At 63.5% G+C, this 22566-nt stretch carries 20 protein-coding genes; 3 read left to right on the top strand and 17 right to left on the bottom strand.

Translation table 11 applies throughout. From position 1 onward, the window contains the following. Nucleotides 1–3: 3 nt before the first annotated feature. From G533_RS0100960 to ttcA, 15 genes are all read right to left on the bottom strand, one after another. The gene (locus G533_RS0100960; RefSeq protein ID WP_027948336.1) at nt 4–1782 is read right to left on the bottom strand and encodes an FAD-dependent oxidoreductase; all 1779 of its coding nucleotides are present in this window, start codon (nt 1780–1782) and stop codon (nt 4–6) included. Nucleotides 1783–1961: 179 nt separating this feature from the next. Further along, nucleotides 1962–2567, bottom strand: a complete 606-nt coding sequence (locus G533_RS0100965; RefSeq protein ID WP_027948337.1) for a transglycosylase SLT domain-containing protein — start codon at nt 2565–2567, stop codon at nt 1962–1964. Beyond that, on the bottom strand, nt 2564–4603 hold the full coding sequence (gene ligA / locus G533_RS0100970; protein WP_027948338.1) for an NAD-dependent DNA ligase LigA: 2040 nt from the start codon (nt 4601–4603) through the stop codon (nt 2564–2566). Before ligA ends, G533_RS0100965 begins: the two co-directional genes overlap by 4 nt. Nucleotides 4604–4614: 11 nt before the next feature. Continuing rightward, nucleotides 4615–5577, bottom strand: coding sequence for a cell division protein ZipA (gene zipA / locus G533_RS0100975; protein WP_027948339.1), 963 nt, complete (start codon nt 5575–5577; stop codon nt 4615–4617). Between the two features lie 29 nt (nt 5578–5606). Then, a complete protein-coding gene (gene smc, locus G533_RS0100980) occupies nt 5607–9107 on the bottom strand; it encodes a chromosome segregation protein SMC (RefSeq protein WP_027948340.1) in 3501 nt (1166 codons plus the stop codon). A gap of 143 nt (nt 9108–9250) precedes the next feature. Next, the gene (gene ccmI, locus G533_RS0100985) at nt 9251–10441 is read right to left on the bottom strand and encodes a c-type cytochrome biogenesis protein CcmI (protein ID WP_027948341.1); all 1191 of its coding nucleotides are present in this window, start codon (nt 10439–10441) and stop codon (nt 9251–9253) included. Continuing rightward, nucleotides 10438–10896 carry a cytochrome c-type biogenesis protein gene (locus G533_RS0100990; RefSeq protein ID WP_027948342.1) on the bottom strand — a complete coding sequence of 153 codons (459 nt, stop codon included), beginning with the start codon at nt 10894–10896 and terminating at the stop codon, nt 10438–10440. The genes ccmI and G533_RS0100990 overlap by 4 nt, the downstream gene beginning before the upstream one ends. A gap of 2 nt (nt 10897–10898) precedes the next feature. Continuing rightward, nucleotides 10899–11441 carry a DsbE family thiol:disulfide interchange protein gene (locus G533_RS0100995; protein WP_027948343.1) on the bottom strand — a complete coding sequence of 181 codons (543 nt, stop codon included), beginning with the start codon at nt 11439–11441 and terminating at the stop codon, nt 10899–10901. Next, nucleotides 11425–13413, bottom strand: coding sequence for a heme lyase CcmF/NrfE family subunit (locus tag G533_RS0101000; protein WP_027948344.1), 1989 nt, complete (start codon nt 13411–13413; stop codon nt 11425–11427). The genes G533_RS0100995 and G533_RS0101000 overlap by 17 nt, the downstream gene beginning before the upstream one ends. Beyond that, entirely contained in the window at nt 13410–13877 is a 468-nt protein-coding gene (gene ccmE / locus G533_RS20030) for a cytochrome c maturation protein CcmE (protein WP_035525804.1), read from the bottom strand. The genes G533_RS0101000 and ccmE overlap by 4 nt, the downstream gene beginning before the upstream one ends. Beyond that, nucleotides 13877–14080, bottom strand: a complete 204-nt coding sequence (gene ccmD / locus G533_RS0101010) for a heme exporter protein CcmD (protein WP_027948345.1) — start codon at nt 14078–14080, stop codon at nt 13877–13879. The genes ccmE and ccmD overlap by 1 nt, the downstream gene beginning before the upstream one ends. Further along, nucleotides 14080–14826 carry a heme ABC transporter permease gene (locus G533_RS0101015; protein ID WP_027948346.1) on the bottom strand — a complete coding sequence of 249 codons (747 nt, stop codon included), beginning with the start codon at nt 14824–14826 and terminating at the stop codon, nt 14080–14082. The genes ccmD and G533_RS0101015 overlap by 1 nt, the downstream gene beginning before the upstream one ends. 56 nt (nt 14827–14882) lie before the next feature. Continuing rightward, entirely contained in the window at nt 14883–15569 is a 687-nt protein-coding gene (gene ccmB, locus G533_RS0101020; RefSeq protein WP_027948347.1) for a heme exporter protein CcmB, read from the bottom strand. Further along, on the bottom strand, nt 15566–16186 hold the full coding sequence (ccmA, locus tag G533_RS0101025) for a cytochrome c biogenesis heme-transporting ATPase CcmA (RefSeq protein ID WP_240472334.1): 621 nt from the start codon (nt 16184–16186) through the stop codon (nt 15566–15568). The genes ccmB and ccmA overlap by 4 nt, the downstream gene beginning before the upstream one ends. Further along, on the bottom strand, nt 16187–17029 hold the full coding sequence (ttcA, locus tag G533_RS0101030; RefSeq protein WP_035526028.1) for a tRNA 2-thiocytidine(32) synthetase TtcA: 843 nt from the start codon (nt 17027–17029) through the stop codon (nt 16187–16189). Nucleotides 17030–17157: 128 nt separating this feature from the next. Here ttcA and G533_RS0101035 point away from each other — a divergent pair, with 128 nt between their 5' ends. Next, nucleotides 17158–18138 (top strand): malate dehydrogenase, encoded by a 981-nt coding sequence (locus tag G533_RS0101035; RefSeq protein WP_027948350.1) that lies wholly within the window; start codon nt 17158–17160, stop codon nt 18136–18138. Then, nucleotides 18139–18768, top strand: coding sequence for a TetR/AcrR family transcriptional regulator (locus G533_RS0101040; protein WP_027948351.1), 630 nt, complete (start codon nt 18139–18141; stop codon nt 18766–18768). It abuts the gene before it with no gap. Between the two features lie 16 nt (nt 18769–18784). Here G533_RS0101040 and G533_RS0101045 read toward each other — a convergent pair whose 3' ends face one another. Then, a complete protein-coding gene (locus tag G533_RS0101045; protein ID WP_338035391.1) occupies nt 18785–21259 on the bottom strand; it encodes an ABC transporter permease in 2475 nt (824 codons plus the stop codon). A 3-nt stretch (nt 21260–21262) separates the two neighbouring features. Continuing rightward, entirely contained in the window at nt 21263–21928 is a 666-nt protein-coding gene (locus tag G533_RS0101050) for an ABC transporter ATP-binding protein (RefSeq protein WP_027948353.1), read from the bottom strand. Here G533_RS0101050 and G533_RS0101055 point away from each other — a divergent pair. Next, nucleotides 21927–22559 (top strand): arylesterase, encoded by a 633-nt coding sequence (locus G533_RS0101055; RefSeq protein WP_027948354.1) that lies wholly within the window; start codon nt 21927–21929, stop codon nt 22557–22559. The genes G533_RS0101050 and G533_RS0101055 overlap by 2 nt on opposite strands. The last annotated feature ends 7 nt before the right edge of the window (nt 22560–22566 follow it).

Consider the following 22566-nt stretch of genomic DNA (forward strand, 5'->3'; position numbering starts at 1 on the left):
GGTTTATTGCCCCGCTTTGGTGACGCTGTAGAGGAATTTCTGCATGTCCCAGGCAGAGGTTGGGCAACGCTCGGCGCACAGGCCGCAGTGCAGGCAGACGTCTTCGTCCTTCACCATGACCCGCTTTGTCGGCAGTTCTGTCGAGACATAGAGATCCTGGGCAAGATTGCCGGCCGTCGCGGTCAAACGCGTGCGCAACTCGCTTTCCTCAGCATTCTCAACAAAGGAGATGCAGTCAGTCGGACAGATATCGACACAGGCATCGCACTCAATACAGCGCGGGGTATCGAAAACAGTTTGCACGTCGCAGTTGAGGCAACGTTCCGCTTCCTTGAAGCCGGTGCCCTGGTCGAAACCCAGCTCCACCTCCAGCTTGCGATTGCGCAGCGTTTCCTCCAGTGGCGCCATGGGTACGACAAACCGTTTGTCGTTCTCGATCTGGTTGTCGTAGCTCCACTCATGAATGCCCATTTTCTGGCTGAGCAGGTTGGTCATGGGCGCCGGACGGTTGCTCACAGGCTCCGCCTTGCAGAACAGGTCGATACTGATGGCTGCCTGATGGCCGTGCGCCACTGCCGTAATGACGTTTTCCGGACCAAACGCCGCGTCACCGCCGAAGAATACCCGGGGATTGGTGGATTGGAAGGTGGCCTTGTCGACGACGGGCATATCCCAGTTGTCGAACTCGATACCGAGATCGCGCTCAACCCACGGGAAGGCATTGTCCTGCCCGATGGCCATGAGTACGTCATCGGCCTCCATGAACACGAGGTCCTCGCCCGTGGGCACCAGGCTCCGCTTGCCGTTTTCGTCGTAATGCGCTTCGACCTTCTCGAAGTGCATGCCCTTCAGCTTGCCATTCTCGACGACAAATTCCTTGGGCACGTGGTTGTCGTAAATGGGGATGCCCTCGTGCATGGCATCCTCCTTCTCCCAGGGTGATGCCTTCATGTCGGCAAAGGGGCTGCGCACCACCACGCGCACATCCTCGCCACCGAGCCGGCGTGAGGTACGGCAGCAATCCATTGCCGTATTGCCGCCACCCAGCACCAGTACCCGCCTGCCGATTGCACTGGTGTGCTCAAAGGCGACGCTGGCCAGCCAGTCGATGCCGATATGAACCTGTTTCCCGGCCTCCTCCAGCCCCGGCAGGTTAAGCCCTTTGCCGCGGGGAGCTCCCGTGCCGACAAAGACCGCATCATAGTCCTTGTCGAGCACACTCTTCAGGCTGGTGACTTCCGTGTTGAACTGCGTCACCACGCCCATGTCGAGGATGTATCCCACTTCCTCGTCCAGGACCGAAGCCGGCAGACGGAAAGAGGGAATCTGGCTGCGCATCATGCCGCCGCCGGCAAACTGGTTGTCGTAGATGTCGATGTCGTACCCCAGAGGCATGAGGTCCCGCGCCACCGTCAGGGAGGCCGGGCCGGCACCAATCAGGGCAATGCGTTTGCCGTTCTTCTGGGCCGGAATCTGCGGCAGGCGCGCGCTGATGTCGGTTTTGTTATCAGCCGCAACACGCTTCAGGCGACAGATAGCGACCGGCTCCTCACCCTTGGCGATGCGACCGCGGCGACAGGCCGGCTCACAGGGCCGGTCGCAGGTGCGCCCCAGGATGCCGGGGAACACGTTGGACTCCCAGTTCACCATGTAGGCGTCGTCGTAGCGGCCCGCGGCGATCAGACGGATGTACTCCGGAACCGGCGTATGCGCCGGACAGGCATACTGGCAATCGACAACTTTGTGGAAGTATTCGGGATTCTTGATATCAGTAGGGTTCACAGCGAAGACCTGTTTTGAACGTTAGGTAGCGGGCTCGCGACCATGACGGCACACGCCTGAAGTGTGTCATAAAGCGCATTCCTTTGCATCACCACGCGCCCCCATTTGCGCCCCGGGGGCTGCGTTATGAGGTGTTTAACGCTGCGCTGACAGCATTATTGAACCACCAGCGTCCCGGCTCAGAACCAGCCAAAGAGACCGCGCCCACGTGGCAGGGAGTCAGCGCAACCGTTCAGCTGCACCGTATACTGCGCAGCGCGATCGCGCACCTTGGTGGCGACACGCAATAGCCAGCCCTTGTCGCGATAGCTGCCGCGGTTATAGCCTCCATGTCCTTCGTGGTACGCCAGATACAGACGGTAGGCGTCGTTCTTCGCGATGCCACTGCGATGCAGCGACTCGTTATTGTACCAGCCGATAAAGTCCATGGAGTCACCGAAATCATCGCGGTCCGCGCCATAGTGACCGGTGCTGCGCTCATAGGCTTTCCAGGTTGATTTGATGGCCTGGCTGTAACCGTAGGAGTTGGATGGGCGAAAACCGGGAATGATGCCCAGAATACGTGTGCGCGGTGGTTTTGCCTGCGCAACGAAGCGCGACTCCTGATGCATGATCGCCAGCATCACCGGCACCGGGCTGCCCCATGCCTTCTGCGCCGCCAGCGCATCGTCATACCAGCCATCTTTTTCGCGGAAAATACTGCAGGCGTTGTCCACGTTGCCGGGCGGCGTTGTGGCGCAGGCGGGTACCAAGAGCAGCAGCAGATACGGCAGAAGGCGTTTCATAGCATCACACCGTGGGAACGCAACAGGGCCAACAGGGCCGCCTCATCGATCACCGGAATATTGAGCTCTGTCGCCTTGCCCAGCTTGGAACCGGCACCGGGCCCTGCGACCACGGTTGTGGTTTTTGCCGACACACTGCCCGCAACCCGCGCACCAAGTGCCTCCAGAGACGCCTTGGCATCGCTGCGCCCGAGGGACTCCAGCTTGCCGGTCACCACCCAGGTTTCACCCGCCAATGGCAAGGCTTCTGCCGGCCGCACCTCGAGATCGGGCCAGTGCACACCGGCATCGCGCAGCGCCTGCACCACGGCGAGACTGTCCGCGGAGTCGAGAAACTGTCGCAGGTGGTCGGCGACCACGGGGCCCACATCAGGCACCGCCAGTAATGCCTCTTCACTCGCCGCGGCGAGCGCTTCCCAGCGGCCAAAATGGCGCGCAAGATTGCCGGCGGTGGACTCCCCGACTTCGCGAATACCCAGCGCATAGATAAACCGCTGCAGTGTGGTCAGCTTGCTGTCTTCCAGCGCCGCGAGGAGATTGTCCACGGATTTCTCCCCCATGCGCTCCAGCCGCAGCCAGGCCTCTCGCGGCAGCGTGTAAAGGTCCGCCACGGTATGCACCAGCCCCTGGTCGACCAACTGCTCGACCAGCTTGTCACCCAGACCTTCCACATCCAGCGCACGACGGGACACGAAATGGCGGATTGCAGCTTTCTGTTGGGCCGGGCAAACCAGGCCGCCCATGCAGCGCCACACAGCCTCGTCGTCGGCACGCTCAACCACCGAGCCACACACCGGACAGCGCTCGGGAAAGACCACGTGGCGTGCGTTGGCGGGGCGCTGCTCGCTGACAACAGCCACCACCTGGGGGATAACATCGCCAGCGCGACGCACGATCACGCTATCGCCGATGCGCACGTCCAGCCGCTCCACTTCATCGGCGTTGTGCAGTGTGGCATTGCTGACGGTCACACCACCGACGAAAACCGGTTCCAGACGCGCGACCGGCGTGATGGCGCCGGTGCGGCCCACCTGAAACTCCACGGCGAGCAGCCGGGTCATTTCTTCCTGCGCCGGGAATTTGCGCGCGATGGCCCAGCGCGGTGCGCGCGACACGAAGCCGAGCCGCTGTTGCAGGCCGAGGTCATTCACCTTATAGACGATGCCATCAATGTCGTAGGGCAGTTCGGCGCGCCGCGCCGCAAGCGCCACATAGTAGGCTTCACAGGCTGCAATCCCGGTCACCACTTTCGATTCGGCGTTGATGCGCAGGCCCCAGCCGTGCAGGCGCTCCAACACCTCGGAGTGACGGCCAGGCAGCTCGCCGCCCTGATACAGGCCGACACTGTAGCAACACATCTGCAAGGGACGGCGGGCCGTGATACGGGCATCCAGTTGACGCAGGCTGCCCGCCGCTGCGTTGCGCGGATTGACGAAGGTCTTCTCGCCGCGCTCGCGCGCTTCCCTGTTCAACTGCTCGAACCCGGCGCGGGGCAGGTAGATTTCGCCACGCACCTCGAGCAGTTCTGGAAAACCACTGCCGCGCAAGCGCAGCGGCACCGAGGCGACAGTGCGCACATTGTGCGTAATATCCTCACCGGTGCTGCCGTCACCCCGAGTGGCGCCACGCTGTAAGCGTCCTCTACGGTAGAGCAGGCTGACGGCGATACCATCGAGCTTCGGCTCACAGGCGAACTCCAGGGCATCGTCCGCCTCGCGCCCCAGTCGATCCAGCAGCCGCCGATTGAAATCCGCAAGCTCCCCGGCGTCGAATGCGTTTTCCAGCGACAACATGGGGACCTCATGCTGCACCTGGCTGAACTGGGCGAGAGGGGTGGCACCCACCCGCTGTGTAGGCGAGTCGGGCACGCAGAGATCGGGGAATAGCGTTTCGAGTTCGCGCAGACGCTGCATGCAGCGATCGTATTGCGCATCCGGCACGCTGGGGTCGTCCAGCACATGGTACTGGTAGTTCCAGTCGTCCAGCTGCTCACGCAGGCGGACCGCTTCTTTGCCCGCTGCAACCGCGTCTGCCATGTACCTGAGCCCTAGCGCGCGTGGGCGAGCATACGGCGTTCGAGATCGCGGATCTGCTGCCGCGAATGCTCCAGCGTCTGCCGGGTCAACGCACTGCGGGTTTCATCCAGCACGTCACCCTTCAGGTTGTGGGCCACGGTCTGCGCTGTCTCCAGCATGTAGTCAAAGGCCTGCATCATGTCCACAGGGCCCGGCAGTGTGACGAAAAAGACCAGCCCCGGCGTGCTGAAATCGGACATATTGTCGATGTCGAAAACACCCGGCTGCATCATGTTGGCAACGCTGAACTGTATCGGCCCGCGCCCCGCCTCCTGTTCGTGACGATGAAAGAAGCTCATGTCACCAAAGCGCAAGTCGCAGGCCAGCAGGATGTGCAGTATTTCGTCGCCGCGGAAGCCTTCGGGATCACGCGCCACTACGTTCAACATGAAGACTTCCGGCTGCACGTCACGCGGCAGCCGGCCCGGCTCTTCGCTGGCGGACAGCTCCCGCTCTTCGGCGTCCAGAGCATCCAGCCAGTCGAGGTTCTCGGGCTCATCGCGGCTACTCAAGCCACTTACCAGGCCATCGTCCGGAGGCTCCGCTTTTGCCGTGCGTTTGCGCGCAGCGCGGCCCCGGGTCGCGCGCGGCTCCCCGGGTGTTCCGTCAGCCGAAGGGCGTCCAGGGGCTGCATTCGCTGGATGCTCATCGGTGGCATCGGAGGCCTGAGGTGATACAGCCCCGGCATCGCTGGCCTTGTGCTGCGCCTGCGCATCCAGCAGGTCTGAGCGGTGCACCACGCGGGCGCCGCCGTTGGGCAGCTCGCGGAATACGGCAATATCCGGCTCGCCGGTGCCCTCCCCCTCTTCGCCAACCAACTTGATGCGCACGGCCGCACGGCGCTCATTGCGCACCCGCCGCCAGGCATCCAGCAGCACCGCCAGAATCAGCAGCACACCGGCAATCACCATCCAATCGCGTATCGTCAAGTCCATCACAGCTGCGCCCGCTTCCTCCGCTTGTCCTAACTCGCCGCCAGTTCCGCTGCCTCTTCGACATCCACGGTAACCAGGCGTGACACGCCCGGCTCGTGCATGGTGACACCCATCAACTGATCCGCCAACTCCATGGAGATCTTGTTGTGGGTAATATAAATGAACTGCACTTTCTCGGACATTTCCTTGACCATGCGTGCGTAACGCCCGACGTTGGCATCGTCCAGCGGCGCGTCCACTTCGTCAAGCATACAGAACGGCGCGGGATTCAGTTGGAAAATCGAAAACACAAGGGCAATGGCGGTCAGCGCCTTTTCCCCGCCTGACAGCAGGTGAATGGTGCTGTTCTTTTTCCCCGGTGGGCGCGCCATGATGGTAATGCCGGTATCGAGCAGGTCGTCCCCGGTCATTTCCAGATAGGCATTGCCACCACCGAATACGCGGGGGAAGAGGTCCTGCAGGCCGGAATTCACCTTATCGAACGTGTCGCGGAACCGGCTGCGCGTTTCCTTGTCGATTTTACGAATGGCGGAGGCGAGTGTCTCCAGCGCCGTTTCCAGGTCCTCGTTCTGGGCATCGAGGTAATGCTTGCGCTCGGACTGCAGGGCATATTCATCAATGGCCGCGAGGTTGATCGGCCCCAGCCGCGCCACCCTGGCCCCCACACGTTCAAGGGCAAGCTGCCACTCCGTTTCCCCGGCGCCCTCGGGCATATTCGCCAGCACCGTATCGACGTCCTGCTCCAGTTCCCGCAGCTGGCGCAGCACGTTCTCCCGCTGCACCTGTAAACCCTGCTGCTGCAACCGCTGCTGCTCCAGCTCGGCGCGCACGCCCTGCGCTCGCTGCTCAATGGCGGCACGCTGCTGCTCGGCCTGGCGCAGGGCATGCTCCACCTCGGCAACCGCCTGGCGCGCCTGGGTCAGCTCGGTCTCGGATGCCAGACGCAACGCCAGCTGCGCTTCCAGCTCGTCCTGCAACGCCACTACCGGGTCGTCGCTTTCCATGAGGCTGCCCTGCAGGGCCTCGCGGCGCTCCTGCAGCTGGGTGACCTGGGAGCGGGCCCGCTGCATGGTTTCCGCCACGCCCCCTAATTGCGTCTGCAGCGACTGGTGACGCATCGCTGACTGGTGGGCCGCATCCTTGTCGTGACGGGCCCTCTGGCGCACGCTGTCGAGCTGATTGCGCGCCGCATCCCGGCGCGCGAGCAACTCCTCGCGCTGGCGCGAGTCTGTTTCCATGCGCTCGATGGCCTCTGCCAGCAGCAGGCGCGCCTCCGATACGGCCTCCTGCTCCTGGCCGAACTGCCCGCGGGTGTCGCTGATATCCGCGGCAAGGCGCTCACGGCGCGCGCTGATCTGTTCCAGCCTGGCCTGCTGCGCCGACAGTGCAGCGCGCAGCTCCGCGTGCTGCCGCGACAGCTGCTGCTGCTCGCGCTGGCTATCCTGGCGCTGGGCTTCCAGACTCTGCTGCTGCTCGCGCAGGCCATCCAGCGCGCCTTCGAATTCGGTGACCTGCTGCGCCGTGGCTTCGACTTCCAGCAACAGCCGCTCGAGCTCCTGCTGGCGCTGGATCACGCCGCCTTCCTGCTTGCCCGGGCGCGTCACTCGCAGCCAGTCGCGGCCCAGCCAGATCCCGTCCGCGGTAATCACCGACTCACCCGCACCCAGGCTGGCGCGCAGCTGCAGTGCAGCGGGCAGGTCTGCTGCCACACGCACACCCGCCAGAAGGCTCGCAGCAGCGGCGCTGCCATGCACATGTGAGGCGAGGAACTGCGGCCCCGGGCTGCCCTGTGCAGCACCACTCTCCACCAGGCTGACCTGGCCCTGCTCCAGCGCCTGCAGGCAATCAGCGAGGTCACCCAGCTGCTCGACACAAACAGCCTGCAGGTAATCCCCCAGCGCGGTTTCCACCGCCTGCTGCCAGCCTTCGTCCACCTGCAGGTTGTCCAACAACCGCGGCCGCGACTGCAAGCCCTGGGCGGCAAGCCACTGGCTGACGCCCTGGTCGCGATCCTCCGTAGCCGCCTGCTGCAGCGCCTCCAGAGACGCCTGGCGACCGCGTAGCTGCTGCAAGCGGGAGCGGCTTTCGTTAAGTTGCCCTGACAGTCGGCTCTCTTCCTCGCGCGCCGCCGCAAGTTCCTCCACGCGCTCATCGCTGCGCAGTTCGGCTACCGCCATCTGCTCTTCCAGCAGTGCGATCTCCTCGGCAGCGGCCTCGAGGTTGGCGTCGTCTTCGCCTACCACCAGCCCTGCGCGCTCCTCTTCAAGCTGCTGGACGCGTCGCTGCAGACGCTGTTGCGCTTGTTCCAGGTGCTGGATACGCGACTGCTGCACTTCGGCCTGCTGCCGTGGCGCCGCCGCCTGGTGGTTGAACTCATCCCACTGCTGCTGCCAGTGCAACATGGCGTCTTCGGCTTCCTGCAGCGCGCTGGCGGACTCCTCTTCAGCCGCCTGCAGCAACTCCAGTTCTGGCGCCAGCTCTTCCAACTCCAGCTCCCAGGTTGCGAGCTTGTCCTGGTCCTGCTGCAAATGCGCCTCTGCCTGCTCCAGGCTGTCCAGCGCCTGGCGCAGGTCGGCATGCAGCTGCTGCGCGCGCTCCTTCTGGAACTGGATGGCCTGCTCCAGACGGGCCACTTCCGCGCCCAGCGCGTAATAGGTGGCCTGCACGGCATTGAAGCTGTCGGTACGATCGGTGTAATCCTGCCGGTGCTGCTCAATGCCGGTGTCCACCTGCTGGTGTTCCGCATTCACGGCCTCCAGCCGCACCTCGAGCTCACCAATCGCCTGGCCGCAGCGGCCGGCCTGGCTGTCCAGCTGCTGCCACTGCAGCGCGTGCAGCTGTGCTTTCAGGGTGCGCTCTTCAGCCTTGAGTTCACTGTACTTTTCCGCCGCCTGCGCCTGGCGCTGCAGGTGCTGGAGCTGACGTTGCAGCTCGTCACGCAGGTCCGTGAGGCGCTCGAGATTCTCCATGGTGCGGCGCATGCGGGTTTCGGTTTCCCGACGCCGTTCCTTGTACTTGGAAATACCCGCCGCTTCCTCGATAAACACACGTAAATCTTCCGGACGGGACTCGATCAAGCGGGATATCATGCCCTGCTCAATGATGGCGTAGCTGCGCGGCCCCAGGCCCGTGCCGAGGAAAATATCGGTGATGTCGCGCCGCCGACAGCGGCTGCCGTTGAGGAAATACTCCGATTGCGCCTCGCGGGTGACCAGGCGTTTGATGGAAATCTCGGCATAGCTGGCGTATTCACCACCCACACCACCATCGCTATTGTCGAACACCAGTTCGATGGACGCTTGCCCCACCGGTTGGCGGTTGACTGAACCGTTGAAGATGACATCGGTCATCGATTCGCCGCGCAGGTTCTTGGCAGAACTCTCGCCCATCACCCAGCGCACGGCGTCGATGACGTTCGACTTGCCACAGCCGTTGGGCCCCACCACGGCACACATGTTGCTGGGGAAGTTGACGGTAGTGGGATCGACAAACGACTTGAAGCCGGCGAGCTTGATGGATTTTAGTCGCATATCACTTTAAATTTGTATTGTATCTTAATGTTTTATATAGCATTTATGCCCGAAAACCCGGCTTGACTGCCACCCCGATAACACTAGATGTAGTGTACCCAACTTCCCCCGGCAACACTATGCCTGAGGCACTTAATGTGGCGTCACCCCTGGCGGGGCTGCAGGGTGATGAGCTGCGGTTCTTCAGAGAGGGAGGGCTGCAACGGCCCGAGGCGACCAAGCCAGGTGGCGTTCTCCTCGCCAGGGGTACCCGCCGGAGAGACCTGCACCAGCACCAGGATTTCGCCCGCCGTCGAGAGTTTCTGGCCCGCCATGGTGCTGCTGTCGTCCAGGCGCAGGGTGGCCGGCAGCTGGCTGGCCGCCAGGCGCTGCGCCGCAATCGGCATGCGGCTTTCGCTGCCTGCAGCGCGCGCGAGCACGAATACGGTGTCGGAATCAGCCAGCGACGCGCCCTCGGGCAGGGTTACGGTGACCGTCACGCCAGTGCTCGGGGCCGCCACCTCATCGGTGGGGGTTACCGCTTCACCCAGTCGCTGACGCGCCTCATTGATGACGCCGGCAATCAATTGCTGTCCCTCACTACCGGGGGCCTCCATGACAATCAGGCGCTCCCAGTACTGAATAGCAGCGCGGAATTGCCCGCGCTCAAACGCCGACATGCCCAGCAGGCCCAGGGCCGTGCGCTGCTGCGGATCAATGGCCAGCGCCTGCTCCGCACGCGCCTGCGCGCTCGGGCTGAGCGTGCGCCCGTCCGCCAGGAACCTGGCCTGGGCCGAATAGGCCAGGGCCTGCGGGTCCTCCGGGGCGGCCTGCACCAGACGATCGTAGGTTTCCGCGGCCAGCGCATAATCGCCCTGCCCCATCTGATAACGACCCAACAACGCCAGGTAATGGAGATTGTCCGGGCGCTGCACGGCGCGCTCCTCGATCGCCACCATCAGCTCGCTGAGCTGCGCCTCTGTCGGTGTTTCGCCCAGATCGCCGAGCTGCTGTGCAATCCTGACATCGGTCACCGAACCCAGCTGGTAATAGAGGACTGCGGCCATCACTGCGACAACCGGCACGAGCGCCCACAGCGGAAACGCTCGGCGCGCAGGCTCCTCGGTTGCAGCGGCTGCCAACTGACCCTGCTGGTCTTCCAGCAAACGCAGCTGGGTATCGGTTTCCAGATCTGCTTCCCCGGCATCCGCCAACTCCGCGCGACGCAAGCGGTACCAGTCGAGATTGGCCTGCGCGCCATCATCAACCGGGCGCCTGGTTGCCCAGCCGGGGAACAGCAGAAACAGGCCACTGAGCACAACGAGGCCGGCACAGGCGAGCAGGAATGTCGTCAAGCGTCTTTCTCCGAATTCTTGAGCAATGCCGCCAGCTGTGCTTCGTCGTCCGCGGTGAGTGAGCCGCCGCCCTGGCGCCGACCGCGCAGTATCAATAGCAGACCGGCCACGCCCGCCAGCAAGAGCAACAGGGGAGCCAGCCAGAGCACAGCAGTCACCGCGTTGAACGCGGGCCGGTAGCGCACGAACTCGCCGTAGCGGGCAACCATGAATTCCAGTATCTCTTCATCACTGGCCCCGGCCTCCAGTTGCTGGTGCAGCAGGCGCCGCAAATCCTGCGAAATTGGCGCATTGGAATCGGCGATATTCTGGTTCTGGCACTTGGGACAGCGCAACTCTTCACTGAGCAGCTGATAGCGTGCCTCCAGTGCCGGCGTGCTGAATTCGTAGGTTTCTATCACCGCTGCGGCGTACGCACTCAGTAACAGCATTACACCCAACAAGGAGGCGCGCATTCTCATGGCTCCTGTGCCATGGCCAGAACCTCGCGCCACAGCGGCTCCAGGGTATCGCGCCATACGCGGTCATCGATCACGCCCACATGCCGATAGCGGATCACGCCGTCAGCGTCCACCAGGTAGGTCTCCGGGGCGCCGTAAACACCAAGGTCCACCCCCAGGGAGCCCTCGCGATCAACGATATTGGCGCGGTAGGGGTCACCGAGCTCTTGCAGCCAGCGGCGCGCGGCCTGGTCTTCGTCCTTGTAGTTGATGCCGTAGATGGGAATGCCAGTGTCAGCCAGTCGCTGCAGATACGGATGTTCCGCGCGACAGGAAATGCACCAGGTGGCCCAGACGTTGAACAGCGCTGGCTCGCCAATGACATCGTCGCGTGTGAGCGCGCGCCCATCCGCCAGCGCGGTCAGGGAAAATGCCGGCAGGGGCTTGTCGATGAGTGCTGAGGGCAGCTCCATCGGGTCCAGCGACAAGCCGCGATACAGAAACCCCGCCAGCACCACGAAGATCACCAGCGGCAGGAAAAGCTTAAGCCTGGGCGCCACGCACACCCCCTTCACGCAGACCTTCACGCGCCACTGTGCGCTGGCGACGGTAGCGCTTGTCCGCCACCGTCATGAAACCGCCCAGCGCCATCAGCAGAGCGCCTGCCCACATCCAGCGCACGAAGGGCTTGTAGTGCAGACGAATAGCCCAGGCGCCATCGACCCCCACCGGCTCACCCATGGCGACAAACAGGTCGCGGAACAGGCCGGCATCAATGGAGGCCTCCGTCATCACGCTGCCGCTGGCCAGGTAACGGCGCTTCTGCGGGGCCAGGCGCACCACCTCGCGTCCGTCCCGATAGACCACAAAGCGCGCTTCGTCGGCCACGAAGTTCGGGCCCTGCACAGCGCCCACATCAATAAACCTGAACTCATAGCCGGCGAGAGTGTCACTTTCGCCCGGGCTCATTTTGAGGTCGTGCTCGATCGTGTATTGACTGGTAAGCACCACGCCGATAATGGTCGCGGCGAAGCCCACATGGGCGATCACCATGCCCCAGTAGCTGGGAGTGAGGCGGCGTAAGCCCGCGCCCAGGGAGGCACTGTTGCGAACCCGGTTGGCTAGATCGCGCAGCAGGCCAACCACCAGCCAGCCGGCAAACAGGACCGCAAGCGCCACCCAGAGGTTGTAGTCGCCGGTGTGCAAGAGGGGCAGCGTCAGCGCGCAGGCAAGCGTGACCAGCCCCGGCACCAGCAGTTCCGCCTGCCAGCGGCGGACACTGTCACGCTTCCAGCGCGACAGCGGGCCAACGCCCATAAACGGCACCAGCAATGCCATCAGCGGAATGAATACCGCGTTGAAATAGGGGGGGCCCACCGAGTACTTGCCCTGCCCCAGTGCATCCATCAACAGCGGAAACAGGGTGCCGAACAGCACCGTCAATGTGGCGACCAGAAACACCACATTGTTCACCAGCAACAGCGATTCGCGGGAAATCCAGGTGAAACTCACGCGGCTGGCCACGGCCGGGGCGCGCAGCGCATACAGCACCAGTGAACCGCCGGTAACAATGCCCAGAAATACCAGGATGAACATGCCGCGGGCGGGGTCTGTGGCAAAGGCGTGCACAGAGGTCAGCACCCCGGAGCGCACCAGGAAGGTACCCAGCAGGCTCAGGGAGAAGGCAAAAATGGCCAGCAACACCGTCCAGCTCTTGAACAGTCCTCGCTTTTCCGTCGCCGCCAGCGAGTGCACCAGCGCAGTACCCGCCAGCCAGGGCATAAAGGAAGCGTTCTCCACCGGGTCCCAGAACCACCAGCCGCCCCAGCCAAGTTCGTAGTAAGCCCACCAGCTGCCCAGCATGATGCCCAGGGTCAGAAAGGCCCAGGCGACATTCGTCCAGGGCCGCGACCAGCGTGCCCAGGCCGCATCCAGGCGACCGCCGAGCAAGGCGGCGATGGCAAAGGCAAAGGCCACCGAAAAGCCCACATAGCCCATGTACAAAAGCGGCGGGTGGATGATCAGGCCGAAGTCCTGCAGCAGCGGATTCAGGTCCTGACCATCTGCGGGTATGCCCGGCAGCAGGCGCGCGAAGGGGTTCGACGTGAACAACGAGAAGGCGAGAAAGCCAACGCCGACAAAACCCATGACGGCCAACACACGCGACAGCATCACCAGCGGCAACTGCGGGCTGAACACGGCCACAGCGCAGGTCCAGAGGGCGAGAATGAGCGCCCACAGCAACAGCGAGCCCTCGTGATTACCCCACACCGCAGAGAACTTGTAGTACCAGGGCAACAGGCTGTTGCTGTTATTGGCGACCACCTCTACCGAAAAATCGTCCTGCAGAAAGGCCCAGGTGAGGCAGGCAAAGCTGAGCGTGGTAAAGACCAGCACGCCAATCGCGAGATTGGGGGCCAGCGCCATGGCGGTGACGTTGCGCTGCCAGCTACCCCACAGCGGAATCGTGCACAACAGCACGGACAGGCAAAGCGCCAGGATGAGGGCGAAGTGACCCAGCTCCGGGATCATTGGCCATACCCCTGTTCACCGCTCTGCTCTGCCATGCGCGATTTAGACGCCTCCAGTGCCTCCGCAACCTCCGGCGGCATGTAGTTCTCATCGTGCTTGGCCAGCACTTCCGACGCCTGTAACACGCCGTTTTCGTCGAGTTTGCCCGCCGCGACGGCGCCCTGCCCTTCATCGAACAGGTCCGGCAGGATGCCGGTGTAGACGACTGGCACAACGGCCTCGTAGTCGGTCACCTCAAAGCGCACTTCCAGGCTGCTGTCGCTGCGCTGCACACTGCCCTCAACCACCATGCCGCCCACACGAATGTTCTGGCCGACTGGCGCGAGCCCGGCGGCCACTTCAACAGGGGGATAGAACAGATTGATATTGCCGCGCAGGGCGTAGGCCATGAGGCCGATCGCGGAACTGGAGAAAACAACAAGAAACAACACCAACCACAAACGCTGCTTGCGAACCGGGTGCATCACACCTCCTTGCTGGCGCCGGGCGGGTTACCGCCCTCGCTGCGCCGAATTTGCCCCTCGAGCTGGCGCAGGAACCGCTGTTCCCGCCGCCGGGGTGCGTAGACCATCAGGGCCACCACACCAATTGTAATGAAGTAGGCAGACCAGACAAACGCGCCGTGGCCATCCATCTGCAACGCTGCTGCCAATGAGTCGAAGTACATCAGCCTGCCGCCCCCTTGTTGGCCAGTGCCTTGACCCACGCGGTACGTTGCTCGCGCTGCAGGATTTCCACCCGCATGTTGAGCAACAGGGCACAGGTGAACAGGCAGTAGAATGCCGTGATCATAAACAGCAGCGGATAAAGCATGCTGGGGTCAATCGTGCTGCCGCCAGTGAACTTGATGGAGGCCGGTTGGTGCAGGCTGTACCACCAATCCACCGACTTGTAGATGATGGGAATGTTCACCGTGCCAACCAGGCTGAGTATCGCGCAGGCCTTGGCGGCAAGGGCTTTGTTCTCGTAGGCTTCGTACAGCGCCACAACCCCGAGGTAGAGGAACAGGAGGATCAGCATCGACGTGATGCGTGCATCCCACACCCACCAGGTACCCCAGGTGGGCTTGCCCCAGATGCTGCCCGTTACCAGCGCAACAAAGGTCAGGGCCGCGCCGATCGGGGCACAGGCGCGCATGGCGATATCGGCCATTTTCATACGCCAGATCAGGCTCACCGCGCCAGCTATGGCCATCACGTAATAGCCAGCGAGAGCCACCACGGCCGCAGGTACGTGAATGTAGATAATGCGGTAACTATTGCCCTGGCGGAAATCCGGTGCGGTAAACAACAATCCCCATATCGCGCCGCCGATCAATGCCAGCAGGGTAATCGGCAGAAGCCAGCGCAGGATGGACCCGGACAGGCGATAGAGCCAGGGCGGGGAACCGAATTTATGGAAGAGCGTCCACATGGCGCGCGATTATACAGCGACCGCGGCCCCGAACAATCCAAATCAGACGAAATCGCTCAGGTATCGACACTGATACGCAAACCCGCTGCAATCGCCATGGGGGCCAGCGCGATTGACATGCACAGCAGCGCCCCGAGAATCGCCAGAAAAGGTCCCGCCGGATTGCCATTCAACGCCGCCTGCACGGCGCCACTGCCGAAGATCAGCACCGGCATGTAAAACGGCAGAATCAGCAGGGAAATCAGCATGCCGCCACGCTTCAACCCCACGGTCAGCGCGGCGCCAATACCCCCGATGAGGCTGAGCACGGCGGTACCCAGCAGGAGGCTCGCCGCGAGCGCGGGGATGGCGGCAGGCGCAAGGCCCAGCATCAGCGCGAATAAGGGCGAAGCCAACCCCAACAGCAGGCCAGTGAGCAACCAGTGCGCCAGCACATAGGCCAGCGCCGAGAAATACAGCGGCTGAGGTGCCAGCAGCAACTGCTCCAGGCTACCGTCCTCAAGGTCACTGCGGAACACCGCATCGGAGGTGAGCAGGTTCGAGAGCAGGGCCACAATCCACAGGATACCCGGGGCAAACGCCGCCAACGTGTCGGGCGCGGGCCCCAGGCCGAGGGGGAACAGCGCCACGACCATGGCAAAGAACAGCAGCGGATTACCGAGCTCTACCGGCCGGCGCAGCCCCAGCACCAGTTGTCGGCGCAGCAGGCGCAGGCAGAAGGTGGCAGTGGCCGCAGGAGTCATTGCAGAGTACCCGTGGCGAGGTCCAGCCGCAGCAACGGATAGGCCAGGGTGACCGGCTGATGCGAGGTCAGGAGCACGGCACCGCCCTGCTCCAGGTGCTGCAGCAGACGCGCCTCCAGCGCGCCAACGCCCGCCCGGTCAATGGCCGTGAAGGGCTCGTCCAGCAGCCACAGCGGTGCCCGGGACAGGTAGAGCCGGGCGAGATTGACGCGGCGATGCTGGCCGGCGGAGAGCGCGTGGCTGGGCACGTCCTCGTAGCCATACAGGTTGACCGCTGCCAGCGCCGCGTCGATCTCTGCTGCGCTGAAACCGGCCTCCCCCGCCACATGCCAGGCGAGGTTTTCCCGCGGCGTCAGCAACCCCTTGACGGCACTTTGATGACCGAGGAACAGCTGGGGTGCCCTGTGCTCAACACGTCCGGCAAAGCCGTAGCGGGAAAGCCCGGCAAGAATGCGCAGCAGGCTGGTTTTGCCGGCGCCGTTGGCGCCCTCTATCTGTACCAGCTGACCGCGCAGCAGCTGCAGGCTTATGCCGCTGAACAGCTCCCTGCCACCGCGCTCCAGGCTCAACCCGGACGCGCTGAGCAACACATCATCTGCCGCGCCGCCGTCTGTCACCTAAAGGTTGACGACACGGATCGCGGGCAGGTGCAGGTCGCGGTCGACCTCGGCGCGCAGGTTGCTGAAATCGAACAGGGCGGTATCCGCCAGCTGCGAGGGGGCCACGTTGCAAATTCCGCGGAAAATGGTTTCTGTGCGACCCGGGTACTGGCGCTCCCAGTCCGCAAGCATCTGCTTGATCTGCACCCGCTGCAGGTTCTCCTGGGAACCGCAGAGATTGCAGGGAATGATGGGGAACGCCTTGTAGTCGGCGTAGGCCACCAGGTCTTTTTCCTTGCAGTACGCCATCGGCCGAATGACCACGTTGCGCTTGTCATCGCTGAGCAGTTTCGGCGGCATCGCTTTCAGGCTGCCCCCGAAGAACAGGTTCAGGAACAGGGTTTCGACGATATCGTCACGGTGGTGCCCGAGGGCGATTTTGGTGGCCCCGATATCGGCGGCGAAACCGTACAGGCTACCCCGCCGCAGGCGCGAGCAAAGGCCACAGGTTGTCTTGCCCTCGGGGATCACCGAGCGCACCACGCTGTAGGTATCTTTCTCCAGGATGTAATAGGGCACATCCAGCGCTTCCAGGTAGGCCGGCAGCACGTGCTCCGGAAAGCCGGGTTGCTTCTGGTCGAGGTTGACCGCTATCAGTTCGAAGTCCACCGGTGCGCTGCTGCGCAGGGCCAGCAGCACATCCAGCATGGCGTAGGAATCCTTGCCCCCGGACAGGCACACCATAACCCGGTCACCGGCTTCAATCATGGTGTAGTCGGCGATGGCATTGCCCACATTGCGCCGCAAGCGCTTCTGCAACTTGTTGAATTCGGTTCGTTCTTTTCTGGAAAGCTCGCGCACTAGCCGCCTGCCACTGATCACCCGGAAGCGGCGCATTTTACAGGTAGCGGCTTGTTTTTTCACCCGTTTCACTCGACAATATGGCCCCCTTGTTTGCCATCCACCCGACCCTTGAGGACTCCCTTCCCATGAAAGCACCTGTTCGAGTGACCGTTACCGGCGCCGCCGGCCAAATTGGCTACGCGCTGCTGTTCCGTATCGCCTCCGGCGCCATGCTGGGCGACGATCAGCCCGTGATCCTGCAGTTGCTGGACATCACGCCGGCCATGGAAGCCCTCAACGGCGTGCGCATGGAGCTGGACGACTGCGCGTTCCCGCTGCTGACCAACATCATCTGCACCGACGACCCCGCGGTCGCCTTCAAGGACACCGACTACGCCCTGCTCGTGGGTGCACGCCCCCGCGGCCCCGGCATGGAGCGCAAGGATCTGCTGGAAGCCAACGCCGCCATCTTCTCGGTGCAGGGCAAGGCCATCGACGCGCACGCCAGCCGCAACATCAAGGTGCTGGTGGTGGGTAACCCGGCGAATACCAACGCCCTCATCACCCAGCGCAATGCGCCGGACATCAACCCGCGCAACTTCACCGCCATGACCCGCCTGGATCACAACCGTGCCATGACGCAGATTGCCCAGAAGACCGGGAAAACCGTCAATGACGTGAAAAAGATGACCATCTGGGGCAACCACTCCGCCACCCAGTACCCCGATCTGTTCAACGCTGAAGTCGATGGCAGCAAAGCCATCACCCTGATCGACCAGGCATGGTACGAAGGCGACTTCATTCCCACGGTGCAACAGCGTGGCGCGGCAATCATCAAGGCCCGTGGTGCGTCCTCTGCCGCCTCTGCCGCCAACGCCGCCATCGACCATATGCGCAGCTGGGCGCTGGGCACGGAAGGCGACGACTGGGTCTCCATGGGCGTTTATTCCGACGGTTCCTACGGCATTGCCGAGGGCCTCATCTACTCCTTCCCCTGCCGCTGCAACAACGGCGACTGGGAAATCGTCCAGGGCGTTGATGTCGGCGACTTCAGCTGCGGCAAAATGCAGGCCACCGAGCAGGAACTGGCCGAGGAACGCGATGCCGTTGCGCATTTGCTGCCCTGAATGACGGCTTCTGAACCGCAAGCCGCCCGGCAACGCAGCTACCATCACGGTAACTTGCGGGCGGAATTGCTGGATTCGGCACTGGAGCAGCTCGAGACTGCCGGTGCCGACGCGTTGAGCCTGCGGGCGCTCGCCCGCGGTGTCGGCGTCTCGCAGACGGCACCCTACCGACACTTCAACGACAAAGGCGACCTGCTCGCGGCGCTGGCGGCGGTCGGCTACCGGCGCCTGCTCAACGATTTGCGTCAGGCTGCGGAAGACACCGGCGATTGTCCTGAGGAACAGCTGCATGCGCTCGCGAACAGCTATGTGGCCTATGCCGGCCGCTACCCGCAGATGTTCAAGCTGATGTTCGGGCCCTCGGTACAGCCCGCAGAAACCTACCCGGAACTGCGCGAGGCAAGCCGCGATACCTTCCAGCAGGTGCAGTCCATCCTCCAGCACGGTATCGAGCGCGGCACCTTCCGTGAACTTGACCTCGCCTACCTGACCAACGCGGCCTGGGCTGGCATTCACGGCCTTGCCACCCTGCTGGTTGACGCCCCCCAGCTGTTCCGGCGCCACATTGACCTGCAGCGGCAAATTCAGCTGAGCGTGCAAACCTTTATCGACGGCATCAGCACGCACTGATCCGTGAGCGCAGCGCCTAGAGCTCGCGCAGCACGGCCAACGGCGGGCTGGAAACCACTTTGCGGCAACTGAACACACCCAGGCCGGCAATCAGCAGCGCGCCACCCCCAATACCCACCGGCCACACCCAGGGCGAAGGCGCATAGTCCATGCCCATGACCTGAGCCTGCAGGATATACACGGACAACTCTGCCCCCACGGTGGCGAGCACGCCGGCGAACACACCCAGCGCGGCAAACTCGATCCACAGGCCACCCAGCACCAGGCGGCGGCGGGCACCGAGGGCGCGCAGGATCGAGCTTTCATGCATGCGGGCGTCCACACTGGCCTGTACACCTGCTACCAGAACCAAAGCCCCGGCGGCCATGATGACCGCGAGCACCAGCTCCACCGCCGCGGACACCTGGCTGACTATGCCGCGAACCTGCGCAACCACCACATCCATCTCAACCACCGTGACCGTGGGGAACTGTCGGATAAACCCGTTCAGAAACGGTTTCTGCTCCGGCTGAAGATAAAAACTGGTCATGAAGGTAGCGGGATACGGGGCCAGCAGGCGGGGCGGAAACACCAGCCAGAAGTTGGGATTGAAAGATTGCCAGTCGAGCTCACGAATGCTGGTGACCGTGGCCTCGAACGGCTCTGACCCCACCTGAAAGCCGATTCTGTCACCCAAACCGACACCGAAGCGCTCGGCAAACTCGACTTCGAGCGACACCTCGGCGGCATCGCTGCGCGGTGCCCACCAGCGGCCTTCCAGCAGGCGGTTATCCCCGGGTAACGTATCTGCCCAGGTGAAATTGGCTTCGCGCTGACGGCGCCCCTCTTCGGGGTCATCCGTCTGCGGTAGGGCCACTCCGTTCACCGACAGGATACGCCCGCGTATCATCGGGTACAGCGGCGCCCCGGGAATATCGCCGCTGCGCAGCAGTTGCTCCACGCCCTGCACGTCTTCAGGGGCAATATTCAGGGCGAAATGGTTGGGGGTATTCTCCGGCAGCTGGGTTTGCCAGGCATCTATCAGCGATGTGCGCACCAGCAGCAGCACGAGTAGCAGCATGATAGCCATGGCAAATATCACCACCTGCAGCGCATTCGCGGTGCCGCGCCGCTGCAGGCCCGCCAGCGCCAGACGCCAGATGCTGCCGGCGCTCATACCCACAAGGCGGCCACCGCGCAGCAGTGTGAGGGCCAGGCCAAGCCCGAGTAACACAGTGGCGGCCAACCCGCTCAACACCGCGAGGGTGATTTTCCAGTCACCGCTGTACCACCACATGAGGCTGGATACGGCGGCCAGGCCCACCGCGTAATCAGTGAGGGTGCGTCGCTGTTCCTGCGGCATATCGCGACGCAGCACACGCAGCGGGCTGGCCTGGCTCAAGCGGCGCAGCGGCGGCCAGGCGAAGCACAGCAGGCAGACCAGCGCGGTGGCGGCGCCAATGCCGTAAGGACGAATGCCCGCAGGCCCGGGCGCCACCGGCAACTGGTCGCCGAACAGGTTGAAGAAAGCTGACTGCAACGCCCAGCCCAGCGAGCAACCCAACAGCGTGGCCAGCAAACCCAGCAGGAACAGGCTGCGACCGTAGAGACGTGTGATGCTGCCGGACGTGGCGCCAAGGCTTTTCATGATGGCGACATAATCGTTGTGGCGCTCACTGAAGCGACGAGCGGCCAGCGCGATGGCCACGCCGGCGAGCACCACGCCCAGGCTGCCTGCCAACAAAAGAAAGCTCTCGGCTCGCTGCAGCGCCTCGCCGAGACCTGGCTGCCCCTCGTTCACATCCAGCAGCCGCTGCCCTTCGCCGAGCTGCGGTTGCAGCCAGCGCTCGAAGCTCTCGACGGCGGCGGGCTCCCCGGCATACAGCTGTCGGTATTCTACCCGGCTGCCGGGTTGTACCACGGCGGTCGCCGCAATATCGGCGTAATGCATCAATACACGCGGCCCCAGGCCGAGGAAAGAACCGCCCTGGTCAGGCTCGGTACGCGCCGCCGCCACGACCCGAAACTCCGCCTCACCCACCGCCACGGTGTCGCCTATCGCAATGTCGAGCAGCGGAAACAGCCGCGAGTCCAGCCACACGGTGCCGGGTTCGGGCCCACGGCCACCCGTGATCAAGTCACCGAAGGGCTGCTCGCTGTAGCGCAGCTCTCCGCGCAGCGGGTAGGCATCGCTCACTGCCTTGACGGAGGCCAGCACCATGCCCTCCTCACCCGCGTAGACCATGGAGGGAAACGTGAGGACCTGTGCGGTACCGAGGTCTCGACGCGACGCCTCCTGCAACCAGTCCGCCGGCGCCTCGCGCCCACTGCGCACCACCCGGTCTGCAGCGAGGAAGCGGTGGCTTTCCTGCGCCAGAGCCGTTTGCAGGCGCGTGGTGAAGGCGCTGATGCCGGAAACCACGGCAACCGCCAATACCAGCGCTGCCACCAGAACACCCAGCTCGCCGCCACGCCAGTCCCGCGCCAGCATGCGCGTTGCAGTCATCGACATGGCTCAGTCTCCGTCGACCAGGGCGCCGGCTTCCAGGCGAAACCGGTGCTGGCAGCGCTCCGCAAGGCCGAGGTCATGGGTCACCAGGACCAGGGTGGTATTTTGCTCGCGGTTGAGTTCGAACAGCAGGTCAATGATGTGACTCCCGGTTGCGGTATCCAGGTTGCCCGTGGGCTCATCCGCGAACAGGATCGACGGCGTGTTGGCGAAGGCGCGGGCAATCGCCACCCGCTGCTGCTCACCGCCGGACATCTGCCGCGGGTAATGCTGGATACGCTCCCCCAGGCCCACCCGCTCGAGAAAGGTCTGGGCCAGCGTCAACGCCTTGCCCTGCCCCTGCAACTCCAGCGGCAACATGACGTTCTCCAGCGCAGTCAGGGCCGGCAACAACTGGAATGACTGGAACACGAAGCCGACGTGCTGCCCGCGAAACAACGCGCGCTCATCCTCATCCAGCGCGCTGATGTCGGTGCCGTTAATGACCACCCGGCCAGCACTCGCCTCGTCCAGCCCGGCCAGCAAGCCCAGCAGTGTCGATTTGCCGGATCCGGAAGCACCGATGATGGCCACCGACTCCCCCGACTTGATTTCCAGAGTGATCCCTTTCAGTATCTCCAGCTCGCTGCCCGCCATGGGCACCCGTTTCTGGAGATTTTCAGCCTTGATCATGTCGCGATTCCTTTTCGCACTGATACGCACTTCACGCGCCGCCGGATTGTGTCTGCTGCTGGCAATGCCGCAGTCGGCACTGGCGGAGAAAGCCCTGCTTGTGTTGGGTGATAGTATCAGCGCCGCCTACGGCATGTCTCTGGAACAGGGTTGGGTGAGCCTGCTTGCCGCACAACTGCGCAGCAGCCACCCCGAGTACACGGTGGTCAACGCCAGCATCAGCGGCGAAACCACGGGTGGCGGCCTGCGCCGGCTGCCAGACCTGCTGGCGCAACACCGCCCGCAGGTGGTGGTGCTGGAGCTGGGCGGCAACGATGGCCTGCGCGGCCACCCACCCGTCCGGATTCGCAGCAACCTGCTGCGCATGGCGGAACTGGCTGAAGACAATGGCGCCAAAGTGTTGCTGCTGCCCATGGAGATCCCCCCGAACTACGGCAAGCGCTACACCGCTGCCTTTCGGGAGAGTTTCGCCGCCGTGGCGCAACAAACCGACGCACACCTGGGGCCCTTCATTCTCGACGGTATCGCCACCGATGCCTCGCTGATGCAGGATGATGGCATTCACCCCACCGCCGCAGCACAACCCCTGCTGCTCGACAACATCATCGCAAGCCTGCTGGAGATTCTGTGACCGCAAC

The sequence above is a fragment of the Haliea salexigens DSM 19537 genome (assembly GCF_000423125.1).
In the GTDB taxonomy this organism is placed as follows: Bacteria; Pseudomonadota; Gammaproteobacteria; order Pseudomonadales; family Halieaceae; genus Haliea; species Haliea salexigens.